Origin of the sequence: Enterobacter cloacae complex sp. XAL002, assembly GCF_049236805.1 — a bacterium.
Classification (GTDB): domain Bacteria; phylum Pseudomonadota; class Gammaproteobacteria; order Enterobacterales; family Enterobacteriaceae; genus Enterobacter; species Enterobacter intestinihominis.
On record NZ_JBMKJN010000013.1, the window covers coordinates 90,316 to 115,965 of the forward strand.

General features: G+C 58.1%; 23 protein-coding genes. 17 read left to right on the forward strand and 6 right to left on the reverse strand.

The features are described 5' to 3' along the window. Positions 1-88 precede the first annotated feature (88 nt). From ytfR to ACOT0L_RS14355, 4 genes are all read left to right on the forward strand, one after another. On the forward strand, positions 89-1,591 hold the full coding sequence (ytfR, locus tag ACOT0L_RS14340; protein ID WP_022646854.1) for a galactofuranose ABC transporter, ATP-binding protein YtfR: 1,503 nt from the start codon (positions 89-91) through the stop codon (positions 1,589-1,591). A 10-nt stretch (positions 1,592-1,601) separates the two neighbouring features. Further along, on the forward strand, positions 1,602-2,627 hold the full coding sequence (gene ytfT, locus ACOT0L_RS14345) for a galactofuranose ABC transporter, ATP-binding protein YtfT (protein WP_161177600.1): 1,026 nt from the start codon (positions 1,602-1,604) through the stop codon (positions 2,625-2,627). Continuing rightward, on the forward strand, positions 2,614-3,615 hold the full coding sequence (gene yjfF / locus ACOT0L_RS14350) for a galactofuranose ABC transporter, permease protein YjfF (protein ID WP_022646856.1): 1,002 nt from the start codon (positions 2,614-2,616) through the stop codon (positions 3,613-3,615). The genes ytfT and yjfF overlap by 14 nt, the downstream gene beginning before the upstream one ends. Before the next feature lie 93 nt (positions 3,616-3,708). Beyond that, positions 3,709-5,277: a methyl-accepting chemotaxis protein gene (locus ACOT0L_RS14355; protein ID WP_038415166.1), complete on the forward strand. Its 1,569-nt coding sequence runs from the start codon at positions 3,709-3,711 to the stop codon at positions 5,275-5,277. A gap of 39 nt (positions 5,278-5,316) precedes the next feature. On the opposite strand, the gene fbp is transcribed toward ACOT0L_RS14355, so the two are convergent. Next, positions 5,317-6,315: a class 1 fructose-bisphosphatase gene (gene fbp, locus ACOT0L_RS14360; protein ID WP_022646858.1), complete on the reverse strand. Its 999-nt coding sequence runs from the start codon at positions 6,313-6,315 to the stop codon at positions 5,317-5,319. Positions 6,316-6,494: 179 nt separating this feature from the next. Here fbp and mpl point away from each other — a divergent pair, with 179 nt between their 5' ends. Next, positions 6,495-7,868, forward strand: a complete 1,374-nt coding sequence (mpl, locus tag ACOT0L_RS14365) for a UDP-N-acetylmuramate:L-alanyl-gamma-D-glutamyl-meso-diaminopimelate ligase (RefSeq protein ID WP_022646859.1) — start codon at positions 6,495-6,497, stop codon at positions 7,866-7,868. A gap of 86 nt (positions 7,869-7,954) precedes the next feature. Here the strand turns inward: mpl and yjgA are convergent, their stop codons facing one another. Beyond that, complete coding sequence (gene yjgA / locus ACOT0L_RS14370) at positions 7,955-8,506, reverse strand: ribosome biogenesis factor YjgA (RefSeq protein ID WP_003856072.1); 552 nt, start codon at positions 8,504-8,506, stop codon at positions 7,955-7,957. 95 nt (positions 8,507-8,601) lie between these two features. Here yjgA and pmbA point away from each other — a divergent pair, with 95 nt between their 5' ends. The 12 genes from pmbA to ACOT0L_RS14430 all read left to right on the forward strand — a co-directional run bounded on the left by pmbA (position 8,602) and on the right by ACOT0L_RS14430 (position 19,360). Further along, positions 8,602-9,954 (forward strand): metalloprotease PmbA, encoded by a 1,353-nt coding sequence (gene pmbA, locus ACOT0L_RS14375; protein WP_023299182.1) that lies wholly within the window; start codon positions 8,602-8,604, stop codon positions 9,952-9,954. A 42-nt stretch (positions 9,955-9,996) separates the two neighbouring features. Beyond that, a complete protein-coding gene (gene cybC / locus ACOT0L_RS14380; protein WP_126503212.1) occupies positions 9,997-10,383 on the forward strand; it encodes a cytochrome b562 in 387 nt (128 codons plus the stop codon). Positions 10,384-10,692: 309 nt separating this feature from the next. Next, positions 10,693-11,031 carry a PRD domain-containing protein gene (locus ACOT0L_RS14385; RefSeq protein WP_026080657.1) on the forward strand — a complete coding sequence of 113 codons (339 nt, stop codon included), beginning with the start codon at positions 10,693-10,695 and terminating at the stop codon, positions 11,029-11,031. 10 nt (positions 11,032-11,041) lie between these two features. After that, complete coding sequence (locus tag ACOT0L_RS14390; RefSeq protein ID WP_006810339.1) at positions 11,042-11,404, forward strand: SFCGS family glycine-rich protein; 363 nt, start codon at positions 11,042-11,044, stop codon at positions 11,402-11,404. Between the two features lie 2 nt (positions 11,405-11,406). Beyond that, positions 11,407-11,706 (forward strand): DUF4312 family protein, encoded by a 300-nt coding sequence (locus ACOT0L_RS14395; RefSeq protein ID WP_006810338.1) that lies wholly within the window; start codon positions 11,407-11,409, stop codon positions 11,704-11,706. Between the two features lie 22 nt (positions 11,707-11,728). Continuing rightward, positions 11,729-12,505 (forward strand): DUF4311 domain-containing protein, encoded by a 777-nt coding sequence (locus tag ACOT0L_RS14400; protein ID WP_006810337.1) that lies wholly within the window; start codon positions 11,729-11,731, stop codon positions 12,503-12,505. Between the two features lie 13 nt (positions 12,506-12,518). Then, positions 12,519-13,160 carry a DUF4310 family protein gene (locus tag ACOT0L_RS14405; RefSeq protein WP_003856081.1) on the forward strand — a complete coding sequence of 214 codons (642 nt, stop codon included), beginning with the start codon at positions 12,519-12,521 and terminating at the stop codon, positions 13,158-13,160. 42 nt (positions 13,161-13,202) lie between these two features. After that, positions 13,203-14,336, forward strand: coding sequence for an amidohydrolase/deacetylase family metallohydrolase (locus tag ACOT0L_RS14410; protein ID WP_126503210.1), 1,134 nt, complete (start codon positions 13,203-13,205; stop codon positions 14,334-14,336). After that, on the forward strand, positions 14,320-15,438 hold the full coding sequence (locus ACOT0L_RS14415) for a DgaE family pyridoxal phosphate-dependent ammonia lyase (RefSeq protein ID WP_126503208.1): 1,119 nt from the start codon (positions 14,320-14,322) through the stop codon (positions 15,436-15,438). Before ACOT0L_RS14410 ends, ACOT0L_RS14415 begins: the two co-directional genes overlap by 17 nt. Then, on the forward strand, positions 15,435-16,175 hold the full coding sequence (gene dagF / locus ACOT0L_RS14420) for a 2-dehydro-3-deoxy-phosphogluconate aldolase (RefSeq protein WP_022646864.1): 741 nt from the start codon (positions 15,435-15,437) through the stop codon (positions 16,173-16,175). The genes ACOT0L_RS14415 and dagF overlap by 4 nt, the downstream gene beginning before the upstream one ends. Positions 16,176-16,293: 118 nt before the next feature. Next, positions 16,294-17,430, forward strand: coding sequence for a lactonase family protein (locus tag ACOT0L_RS14425; RefSeq protein WP_058677082.1), 1,137 nt, complete (start codon positions 16,294-16,296; stop codon positions 17,428-17,430). Between the two features lie 19 nt (positions 17,431-17,449). Then, positions 17,450-19,360: a BglG family transcription antiterminator gene (locus ACOT0L_RS14430; RefSeq protein ID WP_126503206.1), complete on the forward strand. Its 1,911-nt coding sequence runs from the start codon at positions 17,450-17,452 to the stop codon at positions 19,358-19,360. 32 nt (positions 19,361-19,392) lie between these two features. On the opposite strand, the gene nrdG is transcribed toward ACOT0L_RS14430, so the two are convergent. The 4 genes from nrdG to ACOT0L_RS14450 all read right to left on the reverse strand — a co-directional run bounded on the left by nrdG (position 19,393) and on the right by ACOT0L_RS14450 (position 25,641). Beyond that, positions 19,393-19,857, reverse strand: a complete 465-nt coding sequence (nrdG, locus tag ACOT0L_RS14435) for an anaerobic ribonucleoside-triphosphate reductase-activating protein (protein WP_022646867.1) — start codon at positions 19,855-19,857, stop codon at positions 19,393-19,395. A gap of 105 nt (positions 19,858-19,962) precedes the next feature. After that, positions 19,963-22,101 (reverse strand): anaerobic ribonucleoside-triphosphate reductase, encoded by a 2,139-nt coding sequence (nrdD, locus tag ACOT0L_RS14440; RefSeq protein WP_126503204.1) that lies wholly within the window; start codon positions 22,099-22,101, stop codon positions 19,963-19,965. A gap of 368 nt (positions 22,102-22,469) precedes the next feature. After that, a complete protein-coding gene (locus ACOT0L_RS14445) occupies positions 22,470-23,042 on the reverse strand; it encodes a PTS sugar transporter subunit IIA (protein WP_126503202.1) in 573 nt (190 codons plus the stop codon). A 1-nt stretch (position 23,043) separates the two neighbouring features. Then, positions 23,044-25,641: a glycoside hydrolase family 38 C-terminal domain-containing protein gene (locus tag ACOT0L_RS14450; RefSeq protein WP_126503200.1), complete on the reverse strand. Its 2,598-nt coding sequence runs from the start codon at positions 25,639-25,641 to the stop codon at positions 23,044-23,046. Positions 25,642-25,650: the final 9 nt, after the last annotated feature.

Consider the following 25,650-nt stretch of genomic DNA (forward strand, 5'->3'; position numbering starts at 1 on the left):
GGGTGGCGCTGCGCTTCCCCGGCCTACGATACGCTCATTTGTAGGCCGGATAAGCGTAGCGTCATCCGGCTTAATGCAGGGGGAAACCATGACCACCGAACAACACCAGGAAATCCTCCGCACAGAGGGCCTGAGTAAATTTTTCCCTGGCGTTAAGGCGCTGGATAACGTTGATTTCAGCCTGCGGCGGGGGGAGATCATGGCGTTGCTCGGCGAAAACGGGGCGGGGAAGTCGACGCTGATTAAAACCCTGACCGGGGTCTATCACGCCGATCGCGGCGCTATCTGGCTGGAAGGTAATGCTATTTCGCCCAAAAACACCGCGCATGCGCAGCAACTGGGGATCGGCACGGTCTACCAGGAAGTGAACCTGCTGCCAAACATGTCGGTAGCGGATAACCTGTTTATTGGCCGCGAGCCCAGACGTTTTGGCCTGCTGCGCCGCAAAGAGATGGAAGCGCGCGCCGCGAAGCTGATGGAATCGTATGGCTTCTCTCTCGACGTGCGCGAACCGCTGAACCGTTTTTCCGTGGCGATGCAGCAGATCGTGGCGATCTGTCGCGCTATCGATCTCTCGGCGAAAGTGCTGATCCTCGATGAACCCACCGCCAGCCTCGATACCCAGGAAGTGGAGATGCTTTTTACCCTGATGCGCCAGCTGCGCGATCAGGGCGTGAGCCTGATCTTTGTTACGCACTTCCTCGATCAGGTTTACGAGGTAAGCGACCGTATTACGGTGCTGCGCAACGGCGGCTTTGTCGGCTGCCGGGAAACCCGCGAGCTGCCGCAGATTGAGCTGGTCAAAATGATGCTGGGTCGCGAGCTGGAGACCAACGCACTCCAGCGTGCGGGCCGCACGCTGCTGAGCGAAAAACCGATCGCCGCGTTTCACGATTACGGCAAAAAAGGGACCATCGCGCCGTTTAACCTCGAGGTACGCCCCGGTGAAATTGTGGGTCTGGCAGGGCTGTTAGGCTCCGGGCGCACCGAAACCGCCGAAGTGATCTTCGGGATCAAACCTGCCGACAGCGGAACGGCGCTGATCAAAGGCAAACCGCAAACGCTACGTTCACCGCATCAGGCGTCGTGCCTCGGCGTGGGCTTCTGCCCGGAGGACAGAAAAACGGACGGGATTATTGCCGCCGCCTCGGTGCGGGAAAACATCATTCTGGCGCTACAGGCCCAGCGCGGCTGGCTGCGTCCGATCCCTAAGCGCGAGCAGAACGCCATTGCCGAGCGCTTCATCCGCCAGCTCGGTATCCGTACCCCGAGCGCGGAACAGCCCATCGAGTTCCTTTCGGGCGGTAATCAGCAGAAGGTGTTGCTCTCGCGCTGGCTGCTGACCAAACCGCAGTTCCTGATCCTCGACGAGCCCACGCGCGGTATCGACGTGGGCGCGCATGCCGAAATCATCCGGCTTATCGAAACGCTGTGCGCCGACGGTCTGGCGCTGCTGGTGATCTCGTCTGAACTAGAGGAGCTGGTTGGCTATGCCGATCGCGTCATCATCATGCGCGATCGCAGGCAGGTGGCAGAGATCCCGCTGGATAAACTGTCGGTTCCGGCGATCATGAATGCCATCGCGGCGTAAGGAGTCATATGTGATGTCCCGTTCTCTTTCGCAAACTGGCGAAGCGAAGCGCCGCTTCAGCTGGCCGACCGGCACGCCGCAAATCGTGGCGCTGCTGCTGGTGCTGCTGGTGGATAGCCTGGTGGCTCCGCATTTCTTCCAGATCGTCGTGCAGGATGGCCGCCTGTTTGGTAGCCCGATCGACATCTTAAACCGTGCCGCGCCCGTGGCGCTGCTGGCGATGGGTATGACGCTGGTCATTGCCACCGGCGGGATCGACCTCTCCGTCGGTGCGGTAATGGCGATTGCGGGCGCCACCGCCGCCTCGATGACCGTTGCCGGGCACAGCCTGCCGGTGGTTCTGCTGGCCGCGCTGGGCTCCGGTGTATTAGCCGGGCTGTGGAACGGCATTCTGGTCGCGGTGCTCAAGATCCAGCCGTTTGTCGCGACGTTGATTTTGATGGTGGCCGGGCGCGGTGTGGCGCAGCTTATCACCTCCGGTCAAATCGTCACCTTTACCTCCCCGAATCTTGCGTGGATCGGCAGCGGTAATTTTCTGTTCTTCCCGACCCCGGTGATCGTCGCGCTGGTGACGCTGGTGGTGTTCTGGCTTTTCACCCGCAAAACGGCGCTCGGGATGTTCATCGAAGCGGTGGGAATTAACATTCGGGCCGCGAAAAACGCCGGGGTAAATACACGGCTGATGGTGATGCTGACCTACGTGCTGAGCGGCGTCTGTGCTGCGATTGCCGGGGTGATTGTGGCGGCCGACATTCGCGGGGCGGATGCCAACAACGCCGGACTCTGGCTGGAGCTTGATGCGATCCTCGCGGTGGTTATCGGCGGTGGGTCGCTGATGGGCGGACGTTTTAATCTGCTGCTCTCGGTGGTGGGGGCGTTAATTATTCAGGGAATGAATACCGGTATTTTGCTCTCCGGGTTCCAGCCGGAGCTTAATCAGGTCGTCAAAGCGGTCGTGGTGCTTATCGTACTTATCGTGCAGTCGCCGCGCTTTATCACTCTCATTAAGGGGTTCCGCGGTCATGATAAAACGTAATTTGCCGTTAATGATCACGCTGGGTGTGTTCGTGCTGGGATACCTTTACTGCCTGACCCAGTTCCCGGGCTTCGCCTCCACGCGGGTGATTTGCAACATCCTGACCGACAACGCCTTTTTAGGCATTATCGCCGTCGGCATGACGTTTGTGATCCTCTCCGGCGGGATCGATCTCTCCGTTGGGTCGGTGATCGCCTTTACCGGCGTGTTCCTTGCCAAGGCGATTGGCTTTTGGGGTATTTCGCCGCTGCTGGCGTTTCCGCTGGTGCTGGTCATGGGCTGCGCGTTCGGCGCCTTTATGGGGCTTTTGATCGACGCGCTGAAAATACCGGCGTTTATCATCACCCTCGCCGGGATGTTCTTCCTGCGCGGCGTGAGCTATCTGGTGTCGGAGGAGTCAATTCCGATTAACCATCCGATCTACGACACGCTCTCCAGCCTTGCGTGGAAAATTCCCGGCGGAGGGCGCCTGAGCGCAATGGGGCTGCTGATGCTGGGCGTGGTGGTGATCGGGATCTTCCTCGCTCACCGTACCCGGTTTGGTAACCAGGTTTATGCCATTGGCGGCAGCGCCACGTCCGCGAACCTGATGGGGATTTCCACGCGCAGCACCACCATCCGCATCTATATGCTTTCGACCGGCCTTGCCACGCTCGCGGGGATTGTGTTTTCGGTATACACCCAGGCAGGCTATGCCCTGGCGGGGGTGGGCGTTGAGCTTGACGCCATTGCCTCGGTGGTGATTGGCGGTACGCTGCTCAGCGGCGGGGTAGGGACGGTGCTCGGTACGCTGTTTGGCGTGGCGATCCAGGGGCTGATTCAGACCTATATCAACTTCGACGGCACGCTCAGCTCCTGGTGGACCAAAATCGCCATCGGTATTCTGCTGTTTATTTTTATCGCGCTCCAGCGCGGCCTGACGGTGCTGTGGGAGAACCGCCAGAGCTCGCCTGTTACCCGTGTGAATACATCTTTAACAGGGCGATAACATGCTGAAATTGCTTAAACTCTAAACATTTTCCGGTAGCGGTCGATACTCTTTTTTTATGCCCAGAAATATCTCGCTACCGGAAATAACATCATGCTTAAAACGCTATCGATTCGTACCGGCTTGCTCTCTTTACTGGCCGTTATGACCCTTCTGCTGCTGATTGTCAGCGGCATTGGCATTTATGCCCTTACAAAAAGTTCCACTTCTCTCCAGCGCATCAATCATCTTCAGGGTGAACAGATGGTGCAGCTGAATGCCGGCTATACGCTGATCCTGCGCGCGCGTAACGAAGCGGGTCAGGCCGTCCGCATGATGGAGGTCGGCCTGCTGGACGATGCGGCCAGGGCGGTCAAAACCATTAACCAGGAAGTGGCGCTGGCACAGAAAACGCTGAAGGGCGTGATCGGCGGCGGCGTGGCGGATGAGCAGGGGCAAAAGCTGCTGGATAACGTCGCCTCGAGCCTGGCGGTGTACAACCAGCAGGGTATCAGCCCGATGCTGAAAGCCCTGAACGAGCAAAGTGCGGACGGCTATTACGATCTGCTGGAAAGTAAGCTGGTCCCGGTGGCGAAGCAGTTTGATAACGATATGCAGGCGTTCCAGACGTGGAGCGAGGCGCGCGGCAAAGCGGAGGTGAGCGCCGTGCAGGCGAGTAAAACCCGTGTGCTGATCCTGATTATCGTCGCGGCGCTGCTGACGGCAGGCATTATCGTGCTGGCCTGGCTGGTGCTGCGCCATATGCTGCTCAAGCCGCTTTCAGCCTCAATTGCCCAGCTGGAGCACGTAGCGGCCGGGGATTTAACCCACACCCTGAACGCGCCGGCGAGCCAGGAATTTAATCGCCTCAACGCGGTCATCGAAGAGATGCGCCAGTCGCTGATGAACTCCGTTCTGCGGGTGCGTGACGCCAGCTCGCAGATTGATACCGGCAGCCGCGAGCTGACGGCAGGGAACCTGAACCTGGCCCAGCGCACGGAATCCACCGCCACCTCGCTGGAACAGACGGCCGCCAGCATGGAAGAGATCACCGCCACGGTGAAACTTAACGCCGATAACGCCGGGCAGGCGCACCAGCTGGCGCAGTCGGTCTCCGATACCGCCGATCATGGCAGCGAAATGGTCTGCTACGTCATTGAGAAGATGCGCGACATCGCCGGCAGCTCGGCGCGCATCGCCGATATCCTGAGCGTCATCGACGGCATTGCCTTCCAGACCAATATTCTGGCGCTGAACGCCTCCGTGGAAGCGGCGCGCGCGGGCGAGCAGGGACGGGGTTTTGCGGTCGTGGCGGGTGAGGTGCGTAATCTCGCCAGCCGCAGTGCTGATGCGGCGAAAGAGATCCGCTCGCTGATCAGCGATTCGCAAACCCACGTGAACGAGGGCAGCGAGCTGGCGCAACAGGCCGGTGAGACGATGGACGAGATCGCTACCGAAGTGCTGCGTATGACCAAACTGATGCGAGAAATTGCGACGGCGTCTCAGGAGCAGAGCCGCGGTATTGAGCAGGTTAACATTGCCGTCAATCAGATGGATGAAACGGCGCAACAAAACGCGGCGCTGGTTCAGCAATCCTCTGCGGCAACGCGTTCCCTGGAGGAACAATCGCGCGAGCTGATGGAGGCGATGGCATCCTTCAAACTGACGGCGCAAACGGCATGATAAAAATAGGGGAGCCTGTCGGGCTCCCCTATTTACGCGTTACGCGTCCGGGAATTCGCGGATCATGCGTTCAACGTCTTCAACCATGTGGTCGTTGCCGACAAAGAACGAACGGCGCTGGTGCAGGCTTTCCGGCACGATATCCAGAATACGCTCTTTACCGTCACTCGCTTTGCCGCCTGCCTGTTCGGCCAGGAATGCCATCGGGTTGCACTCATACAGCAGACGCAGTTTTCCGTCCGGGTGGCTGGCGGTGCTTGGGTAGAGGTAAATACCACCCTTCAGCAGGTTACGGTGGAAATCCGCCACCAGCGAGCCGATATAGCGCGAGGTGTACGGGCGCTGGGTGGCTTTATCCTCTTCCTGGCAGAATTTGATGTATTTCTTCACGCCATTCGGGAATCGGATGTAGTTGCCTTCGTTGATGGAGTAGGTATTGCCCTTCTCCGGGAAGCGCATGCGCTCCTGGCTCAGACAGAAAACGCCCAGCGACGGATCGTAGGTAAAGGCGTGCACGCCGCAGCCGGTGGTGTACACCAGCATGGTGGATGAGCCATACACCACGTAACCGGCAGCAACCTGCTTGCTGCCCGGCTGCAGGAAGTCTTCTTCCGTCACCGGTGTGCCAACCGGGGTGACGCGACGGTAGATGGAGAAAATGGTACCGACAGAAACGTTAACGTCGATGTTGGAGGAGCCGTCCAGCGGATCCATCAGAACAACGTATTTTGCGTGTTCACACCCTTCGAATACGACGATCTCATCTTCTTCTTCAGAGGCGATACCCGCAACGATGTCGCGCGCGCGCAGTGCTGCTTTCAGTTTTTCATTGGCGAACAGGTCGAGTTTCTGTTGAACCTCACCCTGAACGTTCTCGGCACCGCTGGCACCCAGGATATCGACCAGACCGGCCTTGTTGATATCGCGGTGGATGATCTTAGCGCCCAGCTTTATTGCCGACAGCAAAGCAGTGAGCTCACCCGTAGCATGAGAGAACTCGTGCTGCTTTTCGACAATAAATTCACCTAACGTTTTCATAACACTTTCCCTGCATCTTATGTTGAGTAAAGCGGTTGATGTCCAACAATCTTAACAAACATTCAAATATTAGCGCAGAGGTGAATCGCGCCAGCAAAATACGGATTTACCTGAAATGCGTTTCACAGCCGCTGACATGTGAGTAAAATGTGCGCCACATTGAAGAAGGATAGTGACGTATGCGCATTCATATATTGGGGATTTGTGGCACTTTCATGGGCGGACTGGCAATGCTGGCGCGCTCGCTGGGCCATGAAGTGACAGGTTCGGACGCCAATGTGTATCCGCCGATGAGCACGCTGCTGGAGAAGCAGGGGATTTCTCTGATTCAGGGATATGACGCCAGCCAGCTCGAGCCGCAGCCGGATCTGGTGATCGTTGGTAACGCCATGACCCGTGGGAATCCATGCGTTGAAGCGGTGCTGGAACGTAATATCCCGTACATGTCTGGCCCGCAGTGGCTGCATGACTTTGTCCTGCGCGACCGCTGGGTTGTCGCCGTTGCCGGGACGCACGGCAAAACCACCACCGCCGGTATGGCGACCTGGATCCTCGAAGCCTGCGGCTACAAGCCGGGGTTCGTGATCGGCGGCGTGCCCGGGAATTTCGACGTCTCCGCGCGTCTGGGCGACAGCCCGTTCTTTGTGATTGAAGCGGATGAATACGACTGCGCGTTCTTCGACAAGCGCTCCAAGTTCGTGCATTACTGCCCACGCACGCTGATCCTCAACAACCTTGAGTTCGATCACGCGGATATCTTTGACGACCTGAAAGCGATTCAGAAACAGTTCCACCATCTGGTGCGCATTGTTCCGGGTCAGGGCCGCATTATCCTGCCGGAGAACGACATCAACCTGAAGCAGACTATGGCGATGGGGTGCTGGAGCGAGCAGGAGCTGGTTGGCGAGCAGGGGCACTGGCAGGCGAAAAAGCTCAACGCGGATGCTTCCGAATGGGAAGTGCTGCTCGACGGCGAAAAAGTGGGCGAAGTGAAGTGGGGCCTGGTGGGCGAGCACAATATGCACAACGGCCTGATGGCGATCGCCGCGGCGCGTCACGTGGGCGTACTGCCTGCGGATGCCGCCAATGCGCTGGGTTCGTTCATTAACGCCCGCCGCCGTCTGGAGCTGCGTGGTGAAGCGAATGGCGTGACGGTGTACGACGATTTCGCGCACCACCCAACCGCCATTCTGGCGACGCTTGCCGCATTGCGTGGCAAAGTTGGCGGCACCGCGCGTATTCTGGCCGTGCTGGAACCGCGTTCGAACACCATGAAAATGGGGATATGCAAAGACGATCTCGCGCCGTCCTTAGGGCGTGCCGACGAGGTCTTCCTCCTGCAACCGCAGCATATTCCGTGGCAGGTGGCCGAAGTGGCCGACGCCTGCATTCAGCCAGCGCACTGGAGTGCGGACGTGGATGTCTTAGCGGATATGGTGGTGAAAGCCGCACAGCCTGGCGATCACATTCTGGTGATGAGCAACGGCGGGTTTGGTGGGATCCATCAGAAGCTGCTGGACGGTCTGGCGAAGAAAGCCGCGGCCGCAGAGTAAAAAAAGGCCCGGTGGCGTTAGCGCTTCCCGGGCCTACATTATCTCTTCTCCCTCTCCCCTTTGGAGAGAGGGCTGGGGTGAGGGGTTTACTCTTCGTTCTCAGACAGCTCGCGCAGATACTGGAAAATCAGACGCGCAGACTTCGGCGGCTTATTCCCTTCTTTCTCTTTCTTCGCGTTACGGATCAAAGAACGCAGCTGCTGGCGGTCGGCATTCGGCCACAGGTTCAGCACTTCAGGTACCGCGTCATCACCTTGCTCGATCAGACGGTCGCGGATCTGCTCCAGCTTATGGAACAGCGCAACCTGCTGGTTGTGGCGGTTCTTAAGTTTATCCAGCGCCTGACGGATCGGCTCAACATCGCGCTGACGCAGCAGTTTCCCGATAAGCTGAAGCTGGCGGCGACGCCCTTCTTTCTTGATTTTCTGTGCCAGTTCAATGGCATCACGCAGATCCTGGTCGAGCGGGATCTTATCCAGCGCGTTTTTACCCAGTTCTACCATTTCTGCGCCAAGCTGTTTTAACTCTTCGGCGTCACGTTTAATTTCACTTTTACTGACCCAGATGATCTCATCATCTTCGTCTTCGATGTCATCACCGGGAACGTCGTCGAGCCAGTCTTCGGGCTGCTTAGTCATGTCAGGCTCCTTAAAAAAAGAGGCTAATGTTACCAGTTAAGACGCGCACTGAAAAACGGTTCTCTGTTAGACTTCACTTAACTCTCTCTTACAGTATGGCATTTGCGATGAAAGTAACCTCACAAGTTGAAGCGCAGCGTAAGATCCTGGAAGAAGCCGTCTCCACCGCGCTGATGCTCGCTTCAGGTAAATCAGATGGCGCCGAAGTGGCGGTCAGCAAAACCACCGGTATTAGCGTGAGCACCCGCTATGGCGAAGTGGAGAATGTAGAATTTAACAGCGATGGCGCGCTGGGGATCACGGTGTATCACCAGAATCGCAAAGGCAGCGCGTCGTCTACCGATCTCAGCCCGGATGCTATCGCCCGTACAGTGCAGGCGGCGCTGGATATCGCGCGGTACACCTCCCCGGATCCTTACGCTGGCGTGGCTGATAAAGAGCTGCTGGCGTTTGACGCGCCGGATCTCGATCTGTTCCATCCGGCGGAAGTGACCCCGGATGAAGCCATTGAGCTGGCCTCGCGCGCCGAGCAGGCGTCTTTGCAGGCTGACAAACGCATCACCAATACCGAAGGCGGCAGCTTTAACAGCCACTACGGCATCAAAGTGTTTGGTAACTCCCATGGCATGTTGCAGGGGTACTGCTCAACCCGCCACTCGCTTTCCAGCTGCGTGATCGCCGAAGAGAACGGCGATATGGAGCGTGATTACGCGTATACCATTGGCCGCGCGCTGGGGGATTTGCAGTCTCCGGAGTGGGTGGGAAAAGAGTGCGCCGAACGCACGCTGTCACGCCTCTCGCCGCGTAAACTCTCCACCATGAAAGCCCCGGTCATTTTTGCCAACGAAGTGGCAACCGGTCTGTTTGGTCATCTGGTGGGGGCGATTGCGGGTGGTTCGGTGTACCGTAAATCGACCTTCCTGCTCGACTCGCTGGGCAAGCAGATCCTGCCGGAATGGCTGACCATCGAAGAGCACCCGCACCTGCTGAAAGGGCTGGCCTCCACGCCGTTCGACAGCGAAGGCGTGCGCACGGAGCGCCGGGATATCGTTAAAGACGGCATTCTGACCCAGTGGCTGCTGACCAACTACTCCGCGCGTAAGCTGGGGCTGAAAAGCACCGGGCACGCGGGCGGCATTCATAACTGGCGCATTGCCGGACAGGGCCTGAATTTTGAACAGATGCTGAAAGAGATGGGCACCGGTCTGGTGGTCACCGAGCTGATGGGGCAGGGCGTGAGCGGTATCACCGGCGACTACTCTCGCGGCGCAGCGGGCTTCTGGGTGGAAAACGGTGAAATTCAGTATCCGGTGAGCGAAATCACCATCGCCGGCAACCTCAAGGACATGTGGCGCAATATTGTTACGGTCGGTAACGATATTGAAACACGCAGCAATATTCAGTGTGGTTCTGTATTACTGCCGGAGATGAAAATCGCCGGGCAATAATCCCCGTAAAAGCGTGATTTATAATAAAAAAGGAAGTGAGCAATGCGTAAACACCTGTTAGCGATCGTCGCGGCTTCAACGCTGGTTCTTGGTTCATCTGCGTTTGCTGCCGATCTTGAAGACAACATGGACATCCTCAGTCAAAACCTGAAGGTGGTGCAGAAAACCGACGATGCGGCGGAGATGAAAGACGCACTGACCAAAATGCGTGAAGCGGCGCTGGATGCGCAAAAAGCGACGCCGCCGAAGCTGGAAAGCAAAGCGGCGGACAGCGCCGAGATGAAAGACTACCGTCACGGTTTTGACGTGCTGGTCGGCCAGATCGACGGCGCGCTGAAGCTGGCGAACGAAGGCAAAGTGAAGGAAGCCCAGGCGGCAGCCGACCAGTTTGCGGCGACCCGCAATGTGTATCACAAAAAGTATCGTTGATAGTCTGGATGAGCGGGCGCGTTAAGCATCCCCGCTCACACTCTTCTCCCTCCCCATAAGAAAACCTTATCCACGTCACATTTCTACGAGCCTGCTCGTAATCTTTTCCACTCCGCTTACCTGTTTAGTGCCGCGTAATAGCGTGATATTCATCACGTAAATCCAGCGATTAATCCAGATTCACCACATTTATGTGGCACAGATCACTGCCGCGGCTCGCCTTTCCACTTCGAAGTGGAAAACAACTCGCTACAAACAACGCCCCCTCGACGTTAGTTTTATTCCAGAGCCATTAACGGGGTAAGACGAGTGATTAACGGAGCGGTAATGAACGACGTTGGGGAACAGGCGGTGCAAACAGAACAGCTCGCGAACACCATGCTTCAGCAGGTCTACGCCCTGCTGGCCCGGCACAACATCATCCCCAACGCGGTACAGGAGCAGATGCTGACCTCCCACGTTCGCGCAATGGCGCACCGGTCTGTGACCGGCGAGCCGCTGCCGGAGGTTGAAGCAGAGCTGTTCGACGAAATTTCACCAGATTCAATGCAACTTGCCCGTGAAGTGGTAGCGCAGTTTGGCAATCTTCCTGATGAAGAAGCCTGGCTGCTCTCCGTTCACTTCGAAGTCGCGAAAGACAACCTTTAAGGAGCAACACATGGAACAGATTACAGTCGTGATTGGCGATCGCCTGGGTAAAGGTCAGAAAGTGGCTGCGGGTGTGGAAAAAGCCGGCGGACGCGCGGTTGTCGTACCGGGCATGGCAGCGGATATGAAGCTCGGTGACGTGATGAAAGCAGAAAACGCCACCTTCGGGATCTCGTTCTGCGGCAGCGGCGGCGCGGGTGCCATCACCGCCCAGACCAAATACGGCTACAAGGCCAAATACGGCATGCGCTCCGTGGATGAGGGGGTGACCGCTATCAACGAAGGCTGCAACGTGCTGGGCTTTGGCTTTATGGATAAAGAAGAGCTGGGCGAGCGTCTGGTACAGGCGTGGCAGAAGAAATACGGCGCGTAAGCATGAAAGAACAGTTCACGACCACGGTGAGAGTGAAGGGGAAGGGCGACGCCAAAGCGCGCGCCTTTGCCGACGCCCTCAACCACGTACAGGCCGCGGTGATGAAAGCCTCACCGCATATCTTACTGCGTATTGAGCCACAGGATGTGCAGGTTGTTCAGGCGCAAGAAGCGGTGCGAAAAGAAGCATTTTTGTTCTTCTTTCTGCGTCGGGAAAGACGCACCTACAGCGTGGAGCTGGATGTGACCGTCAACGTGACCGCCATCAATCTCGACCAGGTGGATTTCGTCACGCAACGCTGATTATTCATAAAAGGGCAGACTGATGTTCTTAATTATATTAATAAAATCGCTCATCATTGGCGGCCTGGTTGGCGTCGGTGTTGGAGCCGGGGCTGCACGCATGTTTCATGCGCCTACCACTCAGGGTATGGGCGCGTTTCGTACATTGGGGGAACTGAACTCCTGTGAAGGGGATCCGGCGTCCCACTTCTCCTTTGGGTTAGGTTTCTTCTTTAACGCCTGGGCCTCTTCCGTGGCCGCAGGTGCCTTCACACAGGACGTTGACCACCGCATCATCCCGAACTGGGGTGCTGCTGCACTGATGATCAAAAACCGTAACGTCGGTGAAACGCTGCATGACCCGCGCAAAATGGCGATTGCCTGCGGCATTATCGGCATGATTGTCGTGACCTTCCTTAACCTGACCGCCTCCTCCGTTCCGGCTGCGCTTCAGGTCACCGCCGTGAAGGTGCTGGTGCCTGCCGCGAACCTGCTGGTCAACACCGTGATGCCGGTGATCTTCTGGCTGGCAGCCATCGACGCGGGTAAAAAATCGGGCTTCTGGGCCACCATCTTTGGCGGCGCAGCGCAGCTGATCATGGGTAACGCCGTGCCGGGCCTGGTGCTGGGGATCCTGATCGGTAAAGGCGTGGAAGAGAGCGGCTGGAACCACGTCACCAAAGTGATGATGGCGGCGATCGTCCTGCTGTTTGTGCTGAGCGGCTTCTTCCGCGGCTTCGACATGAAGATGATCGAATCCTTCCATCTGACCGTGCCGAACTGGCTCGACATGATCCACAACTCGCTCAGCGGTAAATAACAGGAGCCTCTAAATGGAACAGAATAAAGGTTTTTGGTATGCCGACTGGTCGTTCCCGATCTTCGTTGGCCTGCTCTCCTCCGGCGTCTTCGCCGGGACGCACATGTACTACCTCTACGGTATCGGCGCGTTTAACGAAGTGGCCTTCGTGGCGATGCTGAAAGCGGGAATCGATACCGGCGTTTACGGCGCGGTGGCGGCGTTCGGCGCGAGCTTCCTGTTCGCCCGTATCATCGAAGGGTCGCTGGTCGGGATTCTCGACATCGGCGGGGCGATCCAGACCGGCGTGGGCCTCGGCGTACCGGCGCTGCTGCTGGGCGCGGGGATCATGTTCCCGGTGACCAACTTTATTGCCTCGCTGATTACCGGCCTGGTGATTGGTCTGGCGATTGGCTACGTCATCATCCTGGCGCGTAAGTTCACCATCAACCAGAGTAACTCCACCTACGGTGCAGACGTGATGATGGGCGCGGGTAACGCCTCCGGCCGCTTCCTCGGGCCGTTGATTATCCTCAGCGCCATGACCGCCTCCATTCCAATCGGCGTCGGTTCCCTGGTGGGCGCGCTGCTGTTCTACATCTGGCAGAAGCCGATTACCGGTGGCGCCATCCTCGGCGCAATGATTTTGGGCTGGCTGTTCCCGGTCGCCCTTTAATACCTGCGGGCGCTTCGGTGCCCGCCTTATCAGGAGAACCCCATGTTTGATCTACTCCTGCGCCGTGCGCGCCTCGCCGACGATACCCTGACCGATATCGCCATTCAGGACGGGAAGATCGCCGCGACAGGCCAAATTGACGCTCCCGCTCGTAAAACGGTTGAGCTTAACGGTGACGTGTTCGTCAGCGCGGGCTGGATTGACTCCCACGTCCACTGCTACCCGAACTCCCCAATTTACCACGACGAGCCGGACAGCGTGGGCATTGCCACCGGCGTCACCACCGTGGTGGACGCGGGCAGTACCGGGGCCGACGACGTGGATGATTTTTACGCCATCACCCGCAAAGCATCCACCGAGGTGTTTGCCCTGCTGAACATCTCCCGCGTGGGGCTGATTGCCCAGAACGAGCTGGCCAATATGACCAATATTGATGCTGATGCGGTGAAGCAGGCGGTGACGCGCTACCCGGATTTTATCGTCGGCCTGAAGGCGCGCATGAGCAGCAGCGTGGTCGGTGAAAACGGCATTACCCCGCTGGAGCGCGCGAAAGCGATACAAAAAGAGAATGGCGACCTGCCGCTGATGGTGCACATCGGCAACAACCCGCCGAACCTCGATGAGATTGCCGAGCTGTTAAGCTCCGGCGACATCATTACCCACTGCTACAACGGCAAGCCCAACCGCATTCTGACGCCCTCCGGCGAGCTGCGCGCCTCCATTACGTCTGCGCTGAAGCGCGGCGTGCGTCTGGACGTCGGCCACGGCACGGCGAGCTTCAGCTTTGAGGTGGCGAAACGCGCCATCGCGATGGGCATTCTGCCGCACACCATCAGCTCGGATATCTACTGCCGCAACCGCATCAACGGCCCGGTCGGCTCGCTGGCAAGCGTGATGTCGAAATTCCTCGCCATCGGCATGTCATTGCCGCAGGTGATTGACTGCGTCACCGCCAACGCCGCAGACGGCCTGCGCCTGACGCGCAAAGGCCGCATTCAGCCTGGTCTCGACGCTGATCTGACGCTGTTCACCCTCAAACGCCAGCCGACGGTGCTGACGGATGCTGAAAACGACAGCCTGCAGGCTGAACACATTCTGGTGCCGCTTGCCGCGATCCGCGCGGGCAAGGGCTACATGACCGAACAAGGGAGCACGGAACATGCCTTCGATTTATGAGAAGTACAACTTAAAGCAGGTTATCAACACCTCTGGCCGCATGACGGCGCTGGGTGTCTCCACGCCGCGCCCGGAAGTGGTGCAGGCGGCGATGGACGGCATGAATCACTATTTCGAGATAAAGGATCTGGTCAATAAAACCGGCGAATACATCGCGAAGCTGCTGGAGGTGGAAGGCGCAACGGTGGTCTCCTGCGCGTCAGCGGGCATTACCCAGTCCGTGGCGGCGGTACTGGTGAAAGACAGCGACTGGCTGCTGGAAAACCTGCACGTCACACCGATTGAGAACAACGAGATCGTCCTGCCGAAAGGCCACAACGTTAACTTTGGCGCGCCGGTAGGCACCATGGTAGCGCTGGGTGGCGGCAGGCTGGTGGAAGCGGGCTACGCCAACGAATGCTCTGCCGATCAGCTGGCGGCAGCGATCACCCCGCGTACAGCGGCTATCCTCTACATTAAATCGCACCACTGCGTACAGAAAAGCATGCTCAGCGTCGAGCAGGCGGCGGTGGTGGCGCGTAAACACGACCTGCCGCTGATCGTTGATGCCGCGGCGGAAGAAGATCTGCATACCTATTACCGCTCCGGCGCGGACCTGGTGATCTACAGCGGCGCGAAGGCGATTGAAGGCCCAACCAGCGGCCTGGTGATCGGCAAAACCCAGTACGTTGAGTGGGTGAAGCGCCAGACGGCGGGCATTGGCCGCGCGATGAAGGTGGGCAAAGAGGGGATCCTCGGCCTGACCTGCGCCATCGAACACTACCTGACGGCCACCAGGGAGAGCGGGGCCGAGATGGTGGCGAAGATGACGCCGTTTATTGACGCGCTCAACACCCTGAACGGCGTCACCGCCCGCGTGGTCTGGGACAGCGCGGGTCGCGATATCGCGCGCACCGAGATTAAGTTTGACGAAGCGACCACCGGCGTCGGCACCGGTGAACTGGTGAACGCGCTCAAGCAGGGCGAATACGCCATTTACTTCCGTGGCTATAAAGCTAACGAAGGGATTATCGAAGCGGATGTGCGCAGCGTGAATGCTGACCAGCTGAACATCGTGTACCGCCGTATTAGCGAAGTATTAGGACAGGAGAAAAAAGCATGAAACTGACCCCCAACTTTTACCGTGACCGCGTCTGCCTGAACGTGCTGGCAGGATCGAAAGCCAACGCCAGCGCCATTTACGAGGCGGCGGAAGGTCATGTGCTGGTGGGCGTGCTCTCCAAAAATTACCCCGACGTGGCGAGCGCCGTCGCGGATATGCGCGAGTACGCGGCACTGATTGATAACGCGCTATCTGTGGGGCTGGGCGCAGGCGATCCGAACCAGTCGGCGATGGTGAGTGAAATCTCCCGCCAGGTACAGCCGCAGCACGTCAATCAGGTCTTTACCGGCGTGGCCGCCAGCCGCGCGCTGCTGGGGCAGAATGAGTCCGTGGTCAACGGCCTGGTCTCCCCGACCGGCACCGTCGGCATGGTTAAAATTTCCACCGGCCCGCTGAGCAGCAACGCGCCGGACGGCATTGTGCCGGTGGAAACCGCGATTGCCCTGCTGAAAGATTTCGGCGGCAGCTCAATCAAGTACTTCCCGATGGGCGGCCTCAAGTGCCGTGACGAGTATAAAGCGGTGGCGGAAGCCTGCGCCCGTCACGACTTCTGGCTGGAGCCGACCGGGGGAATCGATCTGGAGAACTTTGAGGAGATCCTGCAGATCGCCCTGGACGCGGGCGTGAGCAAAATCATCCCGCATATCTACAGCTCGATTATCGACAAAGCCAGCGGCGACACGCGTCCGGAAGATGTGCGTACGCTGCTGGCGATGACGAAGAAGCTGGTGAAGTAGAACCTGCCCTTCACCCAGCCCTCTCCCCAAAGGGGAGAGGGTGTAATCGTCCCCTCTCCCCTTTGGGGAGAGGGTTAGGGTGAGGGGAAACACACCGCACACACCCGAAGGAGCCACCATGCACACCCGTACCCTGCTTGTCGCTTCACTCTCAATGCTCGCCACCGCCGCTGTCGCCCAGACGCAATACGCCTGGGTGGGCACCTATAATCCCAACGGCGAAGGGCTGTACCGTTTTACCGTCGACCCGCAAACCGGCGCGCTCGATAACAAAACGCTGGTGAGCCAACTCCCGAACGCTGCGCAGCTTACCGTCTCGCACGACGGCAAAACGCTCTACCTGGCAAGCGAGGTGGAGCAGGGCGTGGTGCAGGCGTTGCGAATAGGCGATAACGGCGCGCTGAGCGAGCTGAATCAGGTGGCCTCCGGCGGCGCGGGGCCGGTGTATCTTTCCCTGACGCCGAACGGCAAACATTTGCTGGTGGCGAACTACGTCAGCGGATCGATCGCGGTGCTGCCCGTTAACGCAGACGGCAGCCTGGGCGATGCTACGGACACCCATCAGGACAAAGGCGAACCGGGCGCGGCGAAGCCGGAAGCTGCCGTCGAGGGCAGTTTCGCCATCAGCGATCATAACGGCCCTCACGCGCACATGATCGCCGCCGATCCGAGCGGGAAATACGTTTTTTCCACCGATCTGGGGCTGGATCGCATCTATCAGTACCGTTTTGACGATCGAACCGGAAAGCTGACCCCGAACGATCCGCCGTTTATCAGCGCCTCCTCAAAAGGGGCCGGGCCGCGCCATTTCGTCTTTACGCCGAAGGGGGATGCCCTGTGGCTGATTAACGAAGAAGCCTCTACGCTCACCCATTATGCGCTGGACAGCAACGGCAGGCTGAAAGAGGGTAAAACGGTTTCAGCCTTGCCGGACGGTTTTAAAGGCACCAGTTTTGCTGCCGGGCTGGCGCTAAGCGCCGACGGGAAACAGCTGTATGTCGCTAACCGTTTGCATAACAGCATCGGGCACTTTACCGTAACGGCGGAGGGCACGCTGACGCATCAGGACGATGTCTGGACGCGGGGCGACTATCCGCGCACCCTGACGCTTGATAAGCAGGGGCGATGGCTGTACGTCATGAACCAGCGCAGCGACAACATTACCCGTTTCCGCGTGGCGCCGGACGGCAAGCTGAGCGCCGAGCCAGACTATACCCCGGTCGGCAGCCCATCCCAGATGGTCATTTCACCCTGAGCAGTAAGAGGACAACGACGTGCGATTTCCGAACCAACGTTTAGCGCAACTTTTCGATCTGTTGCAAAACGAGACGCTGCCGCAGGACGAGCTGGCGCAGCGGCTGTCGGTCTCCACGCGAACCGTCCGGGCGGATATCACCGCCCTGAACGCGCTGCTGGCCAGCCACGGTGCGCAGTTCATTTTGAGCCGGGGCAACGGCTATCAGCTCAAAATCAATGATGTGGTGCGCTATCAACAATTGCAGTCGTCCCACCCGCGCGCGCTGCGTATTCCGCGAACCGGACCGGAGCGCGTGCACTATCTGGTGGTGCGTTTTCTGACGTCAGCCTTTTCCCTCAAGCTGGAGGATCTGGCCGATGAGTGGTTCGTCAGCCGGGCCACATTGCAGAGCGACATGGTGGAAGTGCGCGAGTGGTTTCACCGTTACAACCTGACGCTGGAAACCCGCCCGCGCCACGGCATGAAGCTGTTTGGCAGCGAGATGGCGATCCGCGCCTGCCTGACCGATCTCCTGTGGGAGCTGGCGCAGCAGGATAGCCTGAACCCGCTGGTGACCGACGTGGCGCTCAACGCGGGCGTGGCGGAAAAGATGGTCCCTGTCCTGCACGACGCGCTGACGCGCCATCACATTCGCCTGACCGATGAAGGCGAGCTGTTCCTGCGCCTGTACTGCGCGGTGTCGGTGCGGCGCATCAGCGAGGGGTATCCGCTGCCGGAATTCCACGCTGAAGACGTGGAAGAGAACGTACGCGAGGCGGCGAAAGATATCGCCGTGGCTATCCAGGAGCTGGCGGGCAAAGCGCTTTCACCATCGGAAGAGAGCTGGCTGTGCGTGCACATTGCGGCGCGGCAGATCCAGGAGATCGCCCCCAGCGCCATTAATGCTGACGACGACGAAGCCCTGGTCAACTACATACTGCGCTACATCAACACCCACTATAACTACAACCTGTTGAGCGACGAGCAACTGCATGCAGATCTGCTCACGCACATCAAAACCATGATTACCCGCGTGCGGTATCAAATCATGATCCCCAATCCGCTGCTGGATAACATCAAGCAGCACTACCCGATGGCGTGGGATATGACCCTCGCGGCGGTGTCGAGTTGGGGCAAATACACGCCGTATGTGATCAGCGAAAACGAAATTGGTTTTCTGGTGCTGCATATCGGTGTCGGTCTGGAGCGCCACTACAACATCGGCTACCAGCGTCAGCCGCGCGTGCTGCTGGTATGTGACGCCGGTAATGCGATGGTGCGCATGATCGAGGCGGTGCTTCAGCGCAAATACCCGCAGATTGAGGTGACGCGCACGCTCACCCTGCGCGAGTACGAACTTGCCGATGTCATCGGCGAAGACTTCGTGATCTCCACCGCTCGCGTGAGCGAAAAATCCAAACCGGTGGTGATAATCGCCCCGTTCCCGACCGATTATCAGTTAGAGCAGATCGGCAAGCTGGTGCTGGTGGACCGCACCCGCCCGTGGATGCTGGAGAAATACTTCGACGCGGCCCATTTCCGCATTCTCGACAAGCCTGTCGACCAGCAAACGCTGTTCCGCGAACTGTGTGGGCAGCTTGAAAGCGAAGGCTTTGTCGGCGCGGAATTTCTGGAATCGGTTATCGAGCGTGAAGCTATCGTCAGCACTATGCTCGGCGACGGCATCGCGCTGCCGCACTCCCTCGGCCTGCTGGCGCAAAAAACGGTGGTCTACACCGTGCTGGCGCCGCAGGGCATTCAGTGGGGAGATGAAACTGCCCATGTCATTTTTCTGCTCGCCATCAGCAAAAGCGAGTACGAAGAGGCAATGGCGATTTACGATATCTTTGTCACTTTCCTGCGTGAACGCGCGATGGCGCGCCTGTGCCAGTGCGAGGATTTTGCGGCGTTTAAGGCTGAGGCAATGGAGAGTGTGAGTCGGTTTTGACGTTCAGGCGGACAGAGGATATCCGCCTTCATTCAACGCAGATGATGCACAACCTGGTTGCTGCTGCCGCGCCAGATAAGCATAGGATCTTTTAGATCCTGCACGAACTTGCCGTCGACCAGGACGTTAATCAGATCCACCACTTCCTTCTGCTGCGCATTCAGTTCATCCAGCTTATAACCCGTCCAGACCCAGATGTCTTTTCCCGCGCACTCGCGGCGGATGCGTTTTACCAGCTTCAGGATCGCCGGCACGTTTTGCGGATGGAGCGGGTCGCCGCCGGAGAGCGAGATCCCCTGACGTTTAATGCGCGTGTCGTTCAGGTCGTTGATGATGCGGTCTTCCATCTCAGCGGTAAACGGCATACCCGAGTTCAGGCGCCAGGTGCTTTTGTTATAGCAGCCGGGGCACTCGTGAACGCAGCCTGATACAAAGAGGGTGCAGCGGGTGCCGGGGCCGTTGACGATGTCGACGGGGTAGTACTGGTGATAGTTCATCGCGAATAACCACGCCGGGTGGCGCTGCGCTTACCCGGCCTACAAAAGAGAGCGGTCCGTAGGCCCGGTAAGCGCAGCGCCACCGGGCATTAACGTGGCAGTGGATTACCCGATCTGCCCATTTCCCAGATGTTTCACCCTGCGCTTCACCTCTTCCTGCTTACCGGCGTTAAACGGACGGGCGTCCGGGCTGCCGAGGTAGCCGCACACGCGACGGGTCACGGAGACGCGGGCTGCATCGTGGTTACCGCATTTCGGGCAGGTGAAGCCTTTGCTGGTGCACTCGAACTCACCGGTAAAGCCGCACTCGTAGCACTCGTCGATTGGCGTGTTGGTTCCGTAGTACGGCACGTGCTGATAGCTGTAATCCCACACGTCTTCCAGCGCCTTCAGGTTATGCTGAATGTTCGGGTACTCGCCGTAGCAGATAAAACCGCCGTTCGCGATGGGCGGATAGGCCGCTTCGAAGTCGATCTTGTCGTACGGGTTCACCTTCTTCTCCACATCGAGGTGGAAGCTGTTGGTGTAGTAACCTTTGTCGGTCACCCCTTCCACGATGCCGAACTCGGCGGTATCCAGACGGCAGAAGCGATCGCAGAGGTTTTCGCTCGGCGTGCTGTACAGGCTGAAACCGTAGCCGGTTTCCTCTTTCCACTGGTCTACCGCATCGCGCAGGCGCTGCACAATCGCGATACCTTTCTCACGCAGGGCGTCGTTGTCATAGATGTGCTTGTCACCAAACAGCGCGTTAATGGTTTCGTGAATGCCGATATAGCCGAGAGAGATCGACGCGCGACCGTTTTTGAAGATCTCCGACACATCATCATCCGCCTTCAGGCGCACGCCGCAGGCCCCTTCCATATAGAGAATTGGCGCGACGCGGGCTTTCACCCCTTCAAGGCGGGCGATGCGGGTCATCAGCGCCTTACGTGCCAGCTGTAAACGTTCATCCAGCAGCGCCCAGAAGGCCGCTTCATTACCTTTGGCTTCCAGCGCGATGCGCGGCAGGTTCAGGCTGATGACGCCCAGGTTGTTGCGCCCGTCGTGGATCTGCTCGCCGTTCTCATCTTCGTACACGCCGAGGAAGCTGCGACAGCCCATTGGCGTTTTAAACGAACCTGTGACTTTTATCACCTGGTCGTAGTTCAGAATGTCCGGGTACATACGCTTGCTCGCGCACTCCAGCGCCAGCTGTTTGATGTCGTAGTTCGGATCGCCAAACTTGTGGTTCAGGCCGTCGCGAATGGCGAACACCAGTTTCGGGAACACCGCCGTTTTACGGTTTTTACCGAGGCCAGAGATACGGTTACGCAGAATAGACTGCTGGATCAGGCGTGATTCCCAACTGGTTCCGAGGCCAAACCCGAAGGTCACAAACGGCGTCTGGCCGTTGGCGGTGTGCAGCGTGTTTACTTCATATTCCAGCGACTGGAACGCGTCGTAGCACTCTTTCTCGGTGCGGGAACGGGCATAACCGTCGGCGTCCGGGATCTGCCACTCTTCCGCCGTTTTACGGTGTTTGTTGAAGCTCTCGGTCACGAACGGGGCCAGCACTTCATCGATGCGGTTAATGGTGGTGCCGCCATAGATGTGGCTCGCCACCTGGGCGATGATCTGCGCCGTAACCGCCGTCGCGGTGGAGATGGATTTCGGCGGCTCAATCTCGGCGTTACCCATTTTAAAACCGTGGGTCAGCATGCCTTTCAGGTCGATCAGCATGCAGTTAAACATCGGGAAGAACGGCGAGTAGTCGAGATCGTGATAGTGGATCTCACCGCGCTCGTGCGCCGAGACTACATCGCGCGGCAGCAGGTGCTGGCGGGCATAGTGCTTGGCGACGATACCAGCCAGCAGGTCGCGCTGGGTCGGGATCACTTTGCTGTCTTTATTGGCATTTTCATTGAGCAGCGACGAGTTGGTTTGCTCTACCAGGCCGCGGATCTCCTGGTTCAGGCGACCGCGTTTCTCACGCTGGACGTCACGGTCGTGACGATACTCAATGTAGGCGCGCGCCAGCTGCTTGTACGGACCAGACATCAGCTGGTTTTCAACCGCGGTCTGGATCTCGTTGATATCCACCTGGCTGCGTTCGTGCATCTGGCTGCTAACGACTTCTGCGACGGTGGCGCAGTAATCTGCGTCATCGACTCCCGCTGCTTTAGCTGCACGCAGAATGGCTTCTTTGATGCGCTCTGATTTAAACGGCACTTTACAGCCATCACGTTTCATCACATGCGGTGTCATGATCACTCCATTTTAAAAACAGGTTATCCACAGAGGTGGAGAAGTATTCACCGGGCGTATTCCTCGCCGAGGCAAAGACTTCCCGCGTGCCCAGCTCGTGTTATCCACAATTCCGGCCAGCGTTCGCGCCGTCTTGTTGTTGGAATAGTAGACGATAAATACAAGATGTTGGGTCGGCGTGCATTTTAAGTGCTACATATAGTGATTTGCATCAAACATGTTTGCGATTTTTTTGATGCAGGACAAAGTAAAAAGACGAGAGTACAAACGGCGGGCGCTGAGGCAATTGTAAAGACGCGAAGGAAAAATCTGATTAATTATTCAACAAAAACAAGCGCTCAGCAGAGCCTGTGCTGAGCGCTGCTCGATTAACTCACCCCGCAGACCCAGCTCAACCCTGCCTGTAAAAAGGCTGCGGTAGCAATACTGCCCAGCACCATGGGGATGAGAAAGGAGCGATCGGGGCCATCGTCCTGTACTGGCGGTTCTTCAGCATTCAGGACGGACAATGCCTCTTCCCGGGTGCGCGCCGCCAGAAGCTGCTCACGCACCCGCTCATCCGTTAGTCTGCTGGTCAGCGTCGTCAGCAGTTGCATATGCGTACTGCCTGCTTCCGCTGGCGGAATGGCGAGCAGGAAAACCATTCTCACCTCTTCATCACCTTCCAGCCCCGGCCAGCATATCGGATCGTCAAAGAGCGCCAGACAAAATGCTGCCTGTAGAACCGCCTCGGTTTTACCGTGCGGGACGGCGAGTGCTTCACCCAGCGCGGTAGGACCTTCACTTTCGCGTTGTAAAACGCTTTCGATAAATGCCTCTCGATCGTTGATGATATTCTGCCTGGCGAGCGGCTCGGTGAGCCAGCGGATCAATGCTTCAGGCGTACGTTGGGGCGGGTTGATAAACACCCGATCGGGATGCGTCAATGCCAGCAAGTTCATATTAAGCCTCAATCAAAAAATCGCAGGTTGCGGAAGGTGAGATCGCTGTTACCGGTTGCACGGGCTCTTCCAGATAGTTGATCTGACGAAGCCCCGCCAGACTTGTCGGAACGGGAACCGGCTGTGTCCCGGCGTTAAATACGCGTAAGACGGTGCCATGCAACTGCTGCGCATGGGGCAGTGCGGAAAGGATGAGCGGCTCTGGCAAGGTCAGTAGCGAGAATTCTGCCGGAAGCCTGCGTTCGGGCAGACGCAACGCAAAGCGCTCAAGACGGCTATCGAGCGTGTGTAACGCTTGCGGTTGATAGGAAAAAGGCTGTCCAGCCGCCTGATTTTCCAGCTGGCGCAGCGTGAGGTGGTCGGCGTTGTCGGCCAGCGCGACGGTGAATGAAAAGTGCAACGGTTTCAGCAACTGGGCATCAGGAGTCTCAACCACCGTATTATTGATGCCGGAGGCCCGACCCGGTCGCCACTCGAGATCGCTGCGTCCGAGCACGCCCGTCGATTTAAACATCGTCAGGGCAATAGCTGCTGGTTCGCTGCCGATAATCTGAAATTCTTTCATGCCACGGCTAGTCACAACCAGCGCTTTACCCGGTTCCGTAACAGCGATAATGCCCTCGCTGGTTTCGATATCCACGGGCTTCTCACGATAGCGTTCTTGCCATTTTTCACCGTCATATCCCGTTTCGCGCTGGATGATTGCGAAGGGCAGTGAGGCGATAGCGTGACGGGTGTGAATATCGCTGCCGATCAGTAAACGTAGCCGGTGATCGCAGTGGCTGTTTTCCAGCGAAGCCTCGACATACAGGTTCGGATCGTCATGGCGTAATTCACAGACCAGACGAATGGATAACGGCGTTCGTGCCGTTTCCTGACGGCTGGCGAGATCCTGCGGAAGAAGCATTGTGGCCTCGACGGTTAGCTTTTCGACAAGCTTCGTTTTCACGCCGTCGACGAGCGTAAAATGCGAACAGCGCGTCGGTGTGTCGCTCGCAAGCGGCGAAAAATCGTAGCTGTCGCCCGCATCAGCACAGTCTTCGAGAGTAAAGAAAGAGGGGATGCGTCTGCCGCTGCGTTTGTCTTCCAGGGTAAGCGTTCCGGCGTCCAGCGACAGTCGATAATGCGCGTTCTCAATCTCGCTGCCCTTTATCTTTTCAGGCTCCTGAAAAGGCGCACGGTCATCTACAACGTTAACGGTGAGATAGCCGATCGGCGGCAGAACCGGTGTCTTTACCGCTACGTGCCAGCGGTAATAAGGGGAAATGGGCGTTTCGCACTCGCCCTCGGCGGTAAGGGAGATCGCCGTTCCGCCGGGCAGAATATCCCTTTTCAGGACGTCGAACGGGATGGGCAGCCCCTGATACGTCAGGGCGATATTATCAGCCCGGCTATACAGGGTGGTTATCACCACGCGCTGCGTTGGGGTAGCCAGCGGGTTAAAAATCAGCAGGTCGCCTTCCTGAGCGCAGGCGGCGGCCAGGGTTTTCACCACCAGGTTCCACAGGCTGTGGCACAGCTGTTCGGTTTGCTCCAGCCGATGCAGAATATCGCGGTTGGTGGCATCGCTATTGCAGCCGCCAATTGAATCGTGGGCATGGTTTCGCAACAACTTTTTCCAGAGGGAATCGACCACTGAGAGGTTCACCGGCAGCCCCTGATGACGCGCCATGGCGATTGTCGGCTCCAGCCGCCGCAGGATGAACTGCTCAACATCATCATTTTTCTTTTTGATGTCGTAGCGCACGGAGCCGATCGTTTTATGGATGCGGGTATAGCGCGGCGATTTCAGCTCTCCTTCCCAGCGTTCAAACTGTTCACGCTGCGCGCGCAGAATGTCGACGTAGCGCTCCAGCGAACTGATAACGTACCGGTCTTCATTGGGGGAGCGTGCGCTGGCGATCTGTAGAATTTTCGGCAGCGCCGGGTCGATACTGACCTGATCGCCGCCGCAGGGCAGCAGCAGGTCATTTATTTCGGCCCGCGAGCGCAGGAGATTGACCATCGGGAAGATTTTTCCCTGCAAATGGCTCGCGTCAGAGGAGATGTTTTTAGCCGCGCCGTAACCGAATGCCATCGCGCAGGCGATAACGGTCGCACCTGACGGCGCCCGCCACAGGAACTGGCTGCTTTTCGCCTGTCTGTCGTGATCGATGCCGCGCCAGAAGACGATGTTGTCGATATTGCAGCCCTGCAAAATCGTGGGCATTTGCGCATTGTGGCCGAAGGTGTCCGGAAGATACCCGACCTGCATGGCGTGCCCCAGCTTACGGGCGGCGAAGATGCCGTACTTGAGATTGCGAATAATGGATTCGCCATGCACGTTGTAGGTGTCCGTCTGGGTATACCACGGCCCTACAAAGATCCTTTTTCCTCTGACCAGTTTTTCCAGCCTGGCGCGATAATCGGGATTGATGACGAGAAAATCCTCCACTCCCGCCATCTGTCCGTCAAGGTGATAGCAGGTGTAAGCGGGGTCCTGCTCCAGCGTGTCGATGACGTCCGCAAAGTTATATGACGCCAGCACCATGCTGTCCTGGCGGGTGAAATACCACTCCTGATCCCAGTGCGTATGGGCAATGACGTGGATCTGATTCATGACCTTCCC

Excerpts from the sequence above, each read along its gene's own strand:
- ytfR (WP_022646854.1), top strand. The coding sequence starts at position 89 with ATGACCACCGAACAACACCAGGAAATCCTCCGCACAGAGGGCCTGAGT.
- yjfF (WP_022646856.1), top strand. The coding sequence starts at position 2,614 with ATGATAAAACGTAATTTGCCGTTAATGATCACGCTGGGTGTGTTCGTG.
- ACOT0L_RS14355 (WP_038415166.1), top strand. The coding sequence starts at position 3,709 with ATGCTTAAAACGCTATCGATTCGTACCGGCTTGCTCTCTTTACTGGCC.
- fbp (WP_022646858.1), bottom strand. The coding sequence starts at position 6,315 with ATGAAAACGTTAGGTGAATTTATTGTCGAAAAGCAGCACGAGTTCTCT.
- mpl (WP_022646859.1), top strand. The coding sequence starts at position 6,495 with ATGCGCATTCATATATTGGGGATTTGTGGCACTTTCATGGGCGGACTG.
- yjgA (WP_003856072.1), bottom strand. The coding sequence starts at position 8,506 with ATGACTAAGCAGCCCGAAGACTGGCTCGACGACGTTCCCGGTGATGAC.
- pmbA (WP_023299182.1), top strand. The coding sequence starts at position 8,602 with ATGGCATTTGCGATGAAAGTAACCTCACAAGTTGAAGCGCAGCGTAAG.
- cybC (WP_126503212.1), top strand. The coding sequence starts at position 9,997 with ATGCGTAAACACCTGTTAGCGATCGTCGCGGCTTCAACGCTGGTTCTT.
- ACOT0L_RS14390 (WP_006810339.1), top strand. The coding sequence starts at position 11,042 with ATGGAACAGATTACAGTCGTGATTGGCGATCGCCTGGGTAAAGGTCAG.
- ACOT0L_RS14395 (WP_006810338.1), top strand. The coding sequence starts at position 11,407 with ATGAAAGAACAGTTCACGACCACGGTGAGAGTGAAGGGGAAGGGCGAC.
- ACOT0L_RS14400 (WP_006810337.1), top strand. The coding sequence starts at position 11,729 with ATGTTCTTAATTATATTAATAAAATCGCTCATCATTGGCGGCCTGGTT.
- ACOT0L_RS14405 (WP_003856081.1), top strand. The coding sequence starts at position 12,519 with ATGGAACAGAATAAAGGTTTTTGGTATGCCGACTGGTCGTTCCCGATC.
- ACOT0L_RS14410 (WP_126503210.1), top strand. The coding sequence starts at position 13,203 with ATGTTTGATCTACTCCTGCGCCGTGCGCGCCTCGCCGACGATACCCTG.
- ACOT0L_RS14415 (WP_126503208.1), top strand. The coding sequence starts at position 14,320 with ATGCCTTCGATTTATGAGAAGTACAACTTAAAGCAGGTTATCAACACC.
- dagF (WP_022646864.1), top strand. The coding sequence starts at position 15,435 with ATGAAACTGACCCCCAACTTTTACCGTGACCGCGTCTGCCTGAACGTG.
- ACOT0L_RS14425 (WP_058677082.1), top strand. The coding sequence starts at position 16,294 with ATGCACACCCGTACCCTGCTTGTCGCTTCACTCTCAATGCTCGCCACC.
- nrdG (WP_022646867.1), bottom strand. The coding sequence starts at position 19,857 with ATGAACTATCACCAGTACTACCCCGTCGACATCGTCAACGGCCCCGGC.
- nrdD (WP_126503204.1), bottom strand. The coding sequence starts at position 22,101 with ATGACACCGCATGTGATGAAACGTGATGGCTGTAAAGTGCCGTTTAAA.
- ACOT0L_RS14445 (WP_126503202.1), bottom strand. The coding sequence starts at position 23,042 with ATGAACTTGCTGGCATTGACGCATCCCGATCGGGTGTTTATCAACCCG.
- ACOT0L_RS14450 (WP_126503200.1), bottom strand. The coding sequence starts at position 25,641 with ATGAATCAGATCCACGTCATTGCCCATACGCACTGGGATCAGGAGTGG.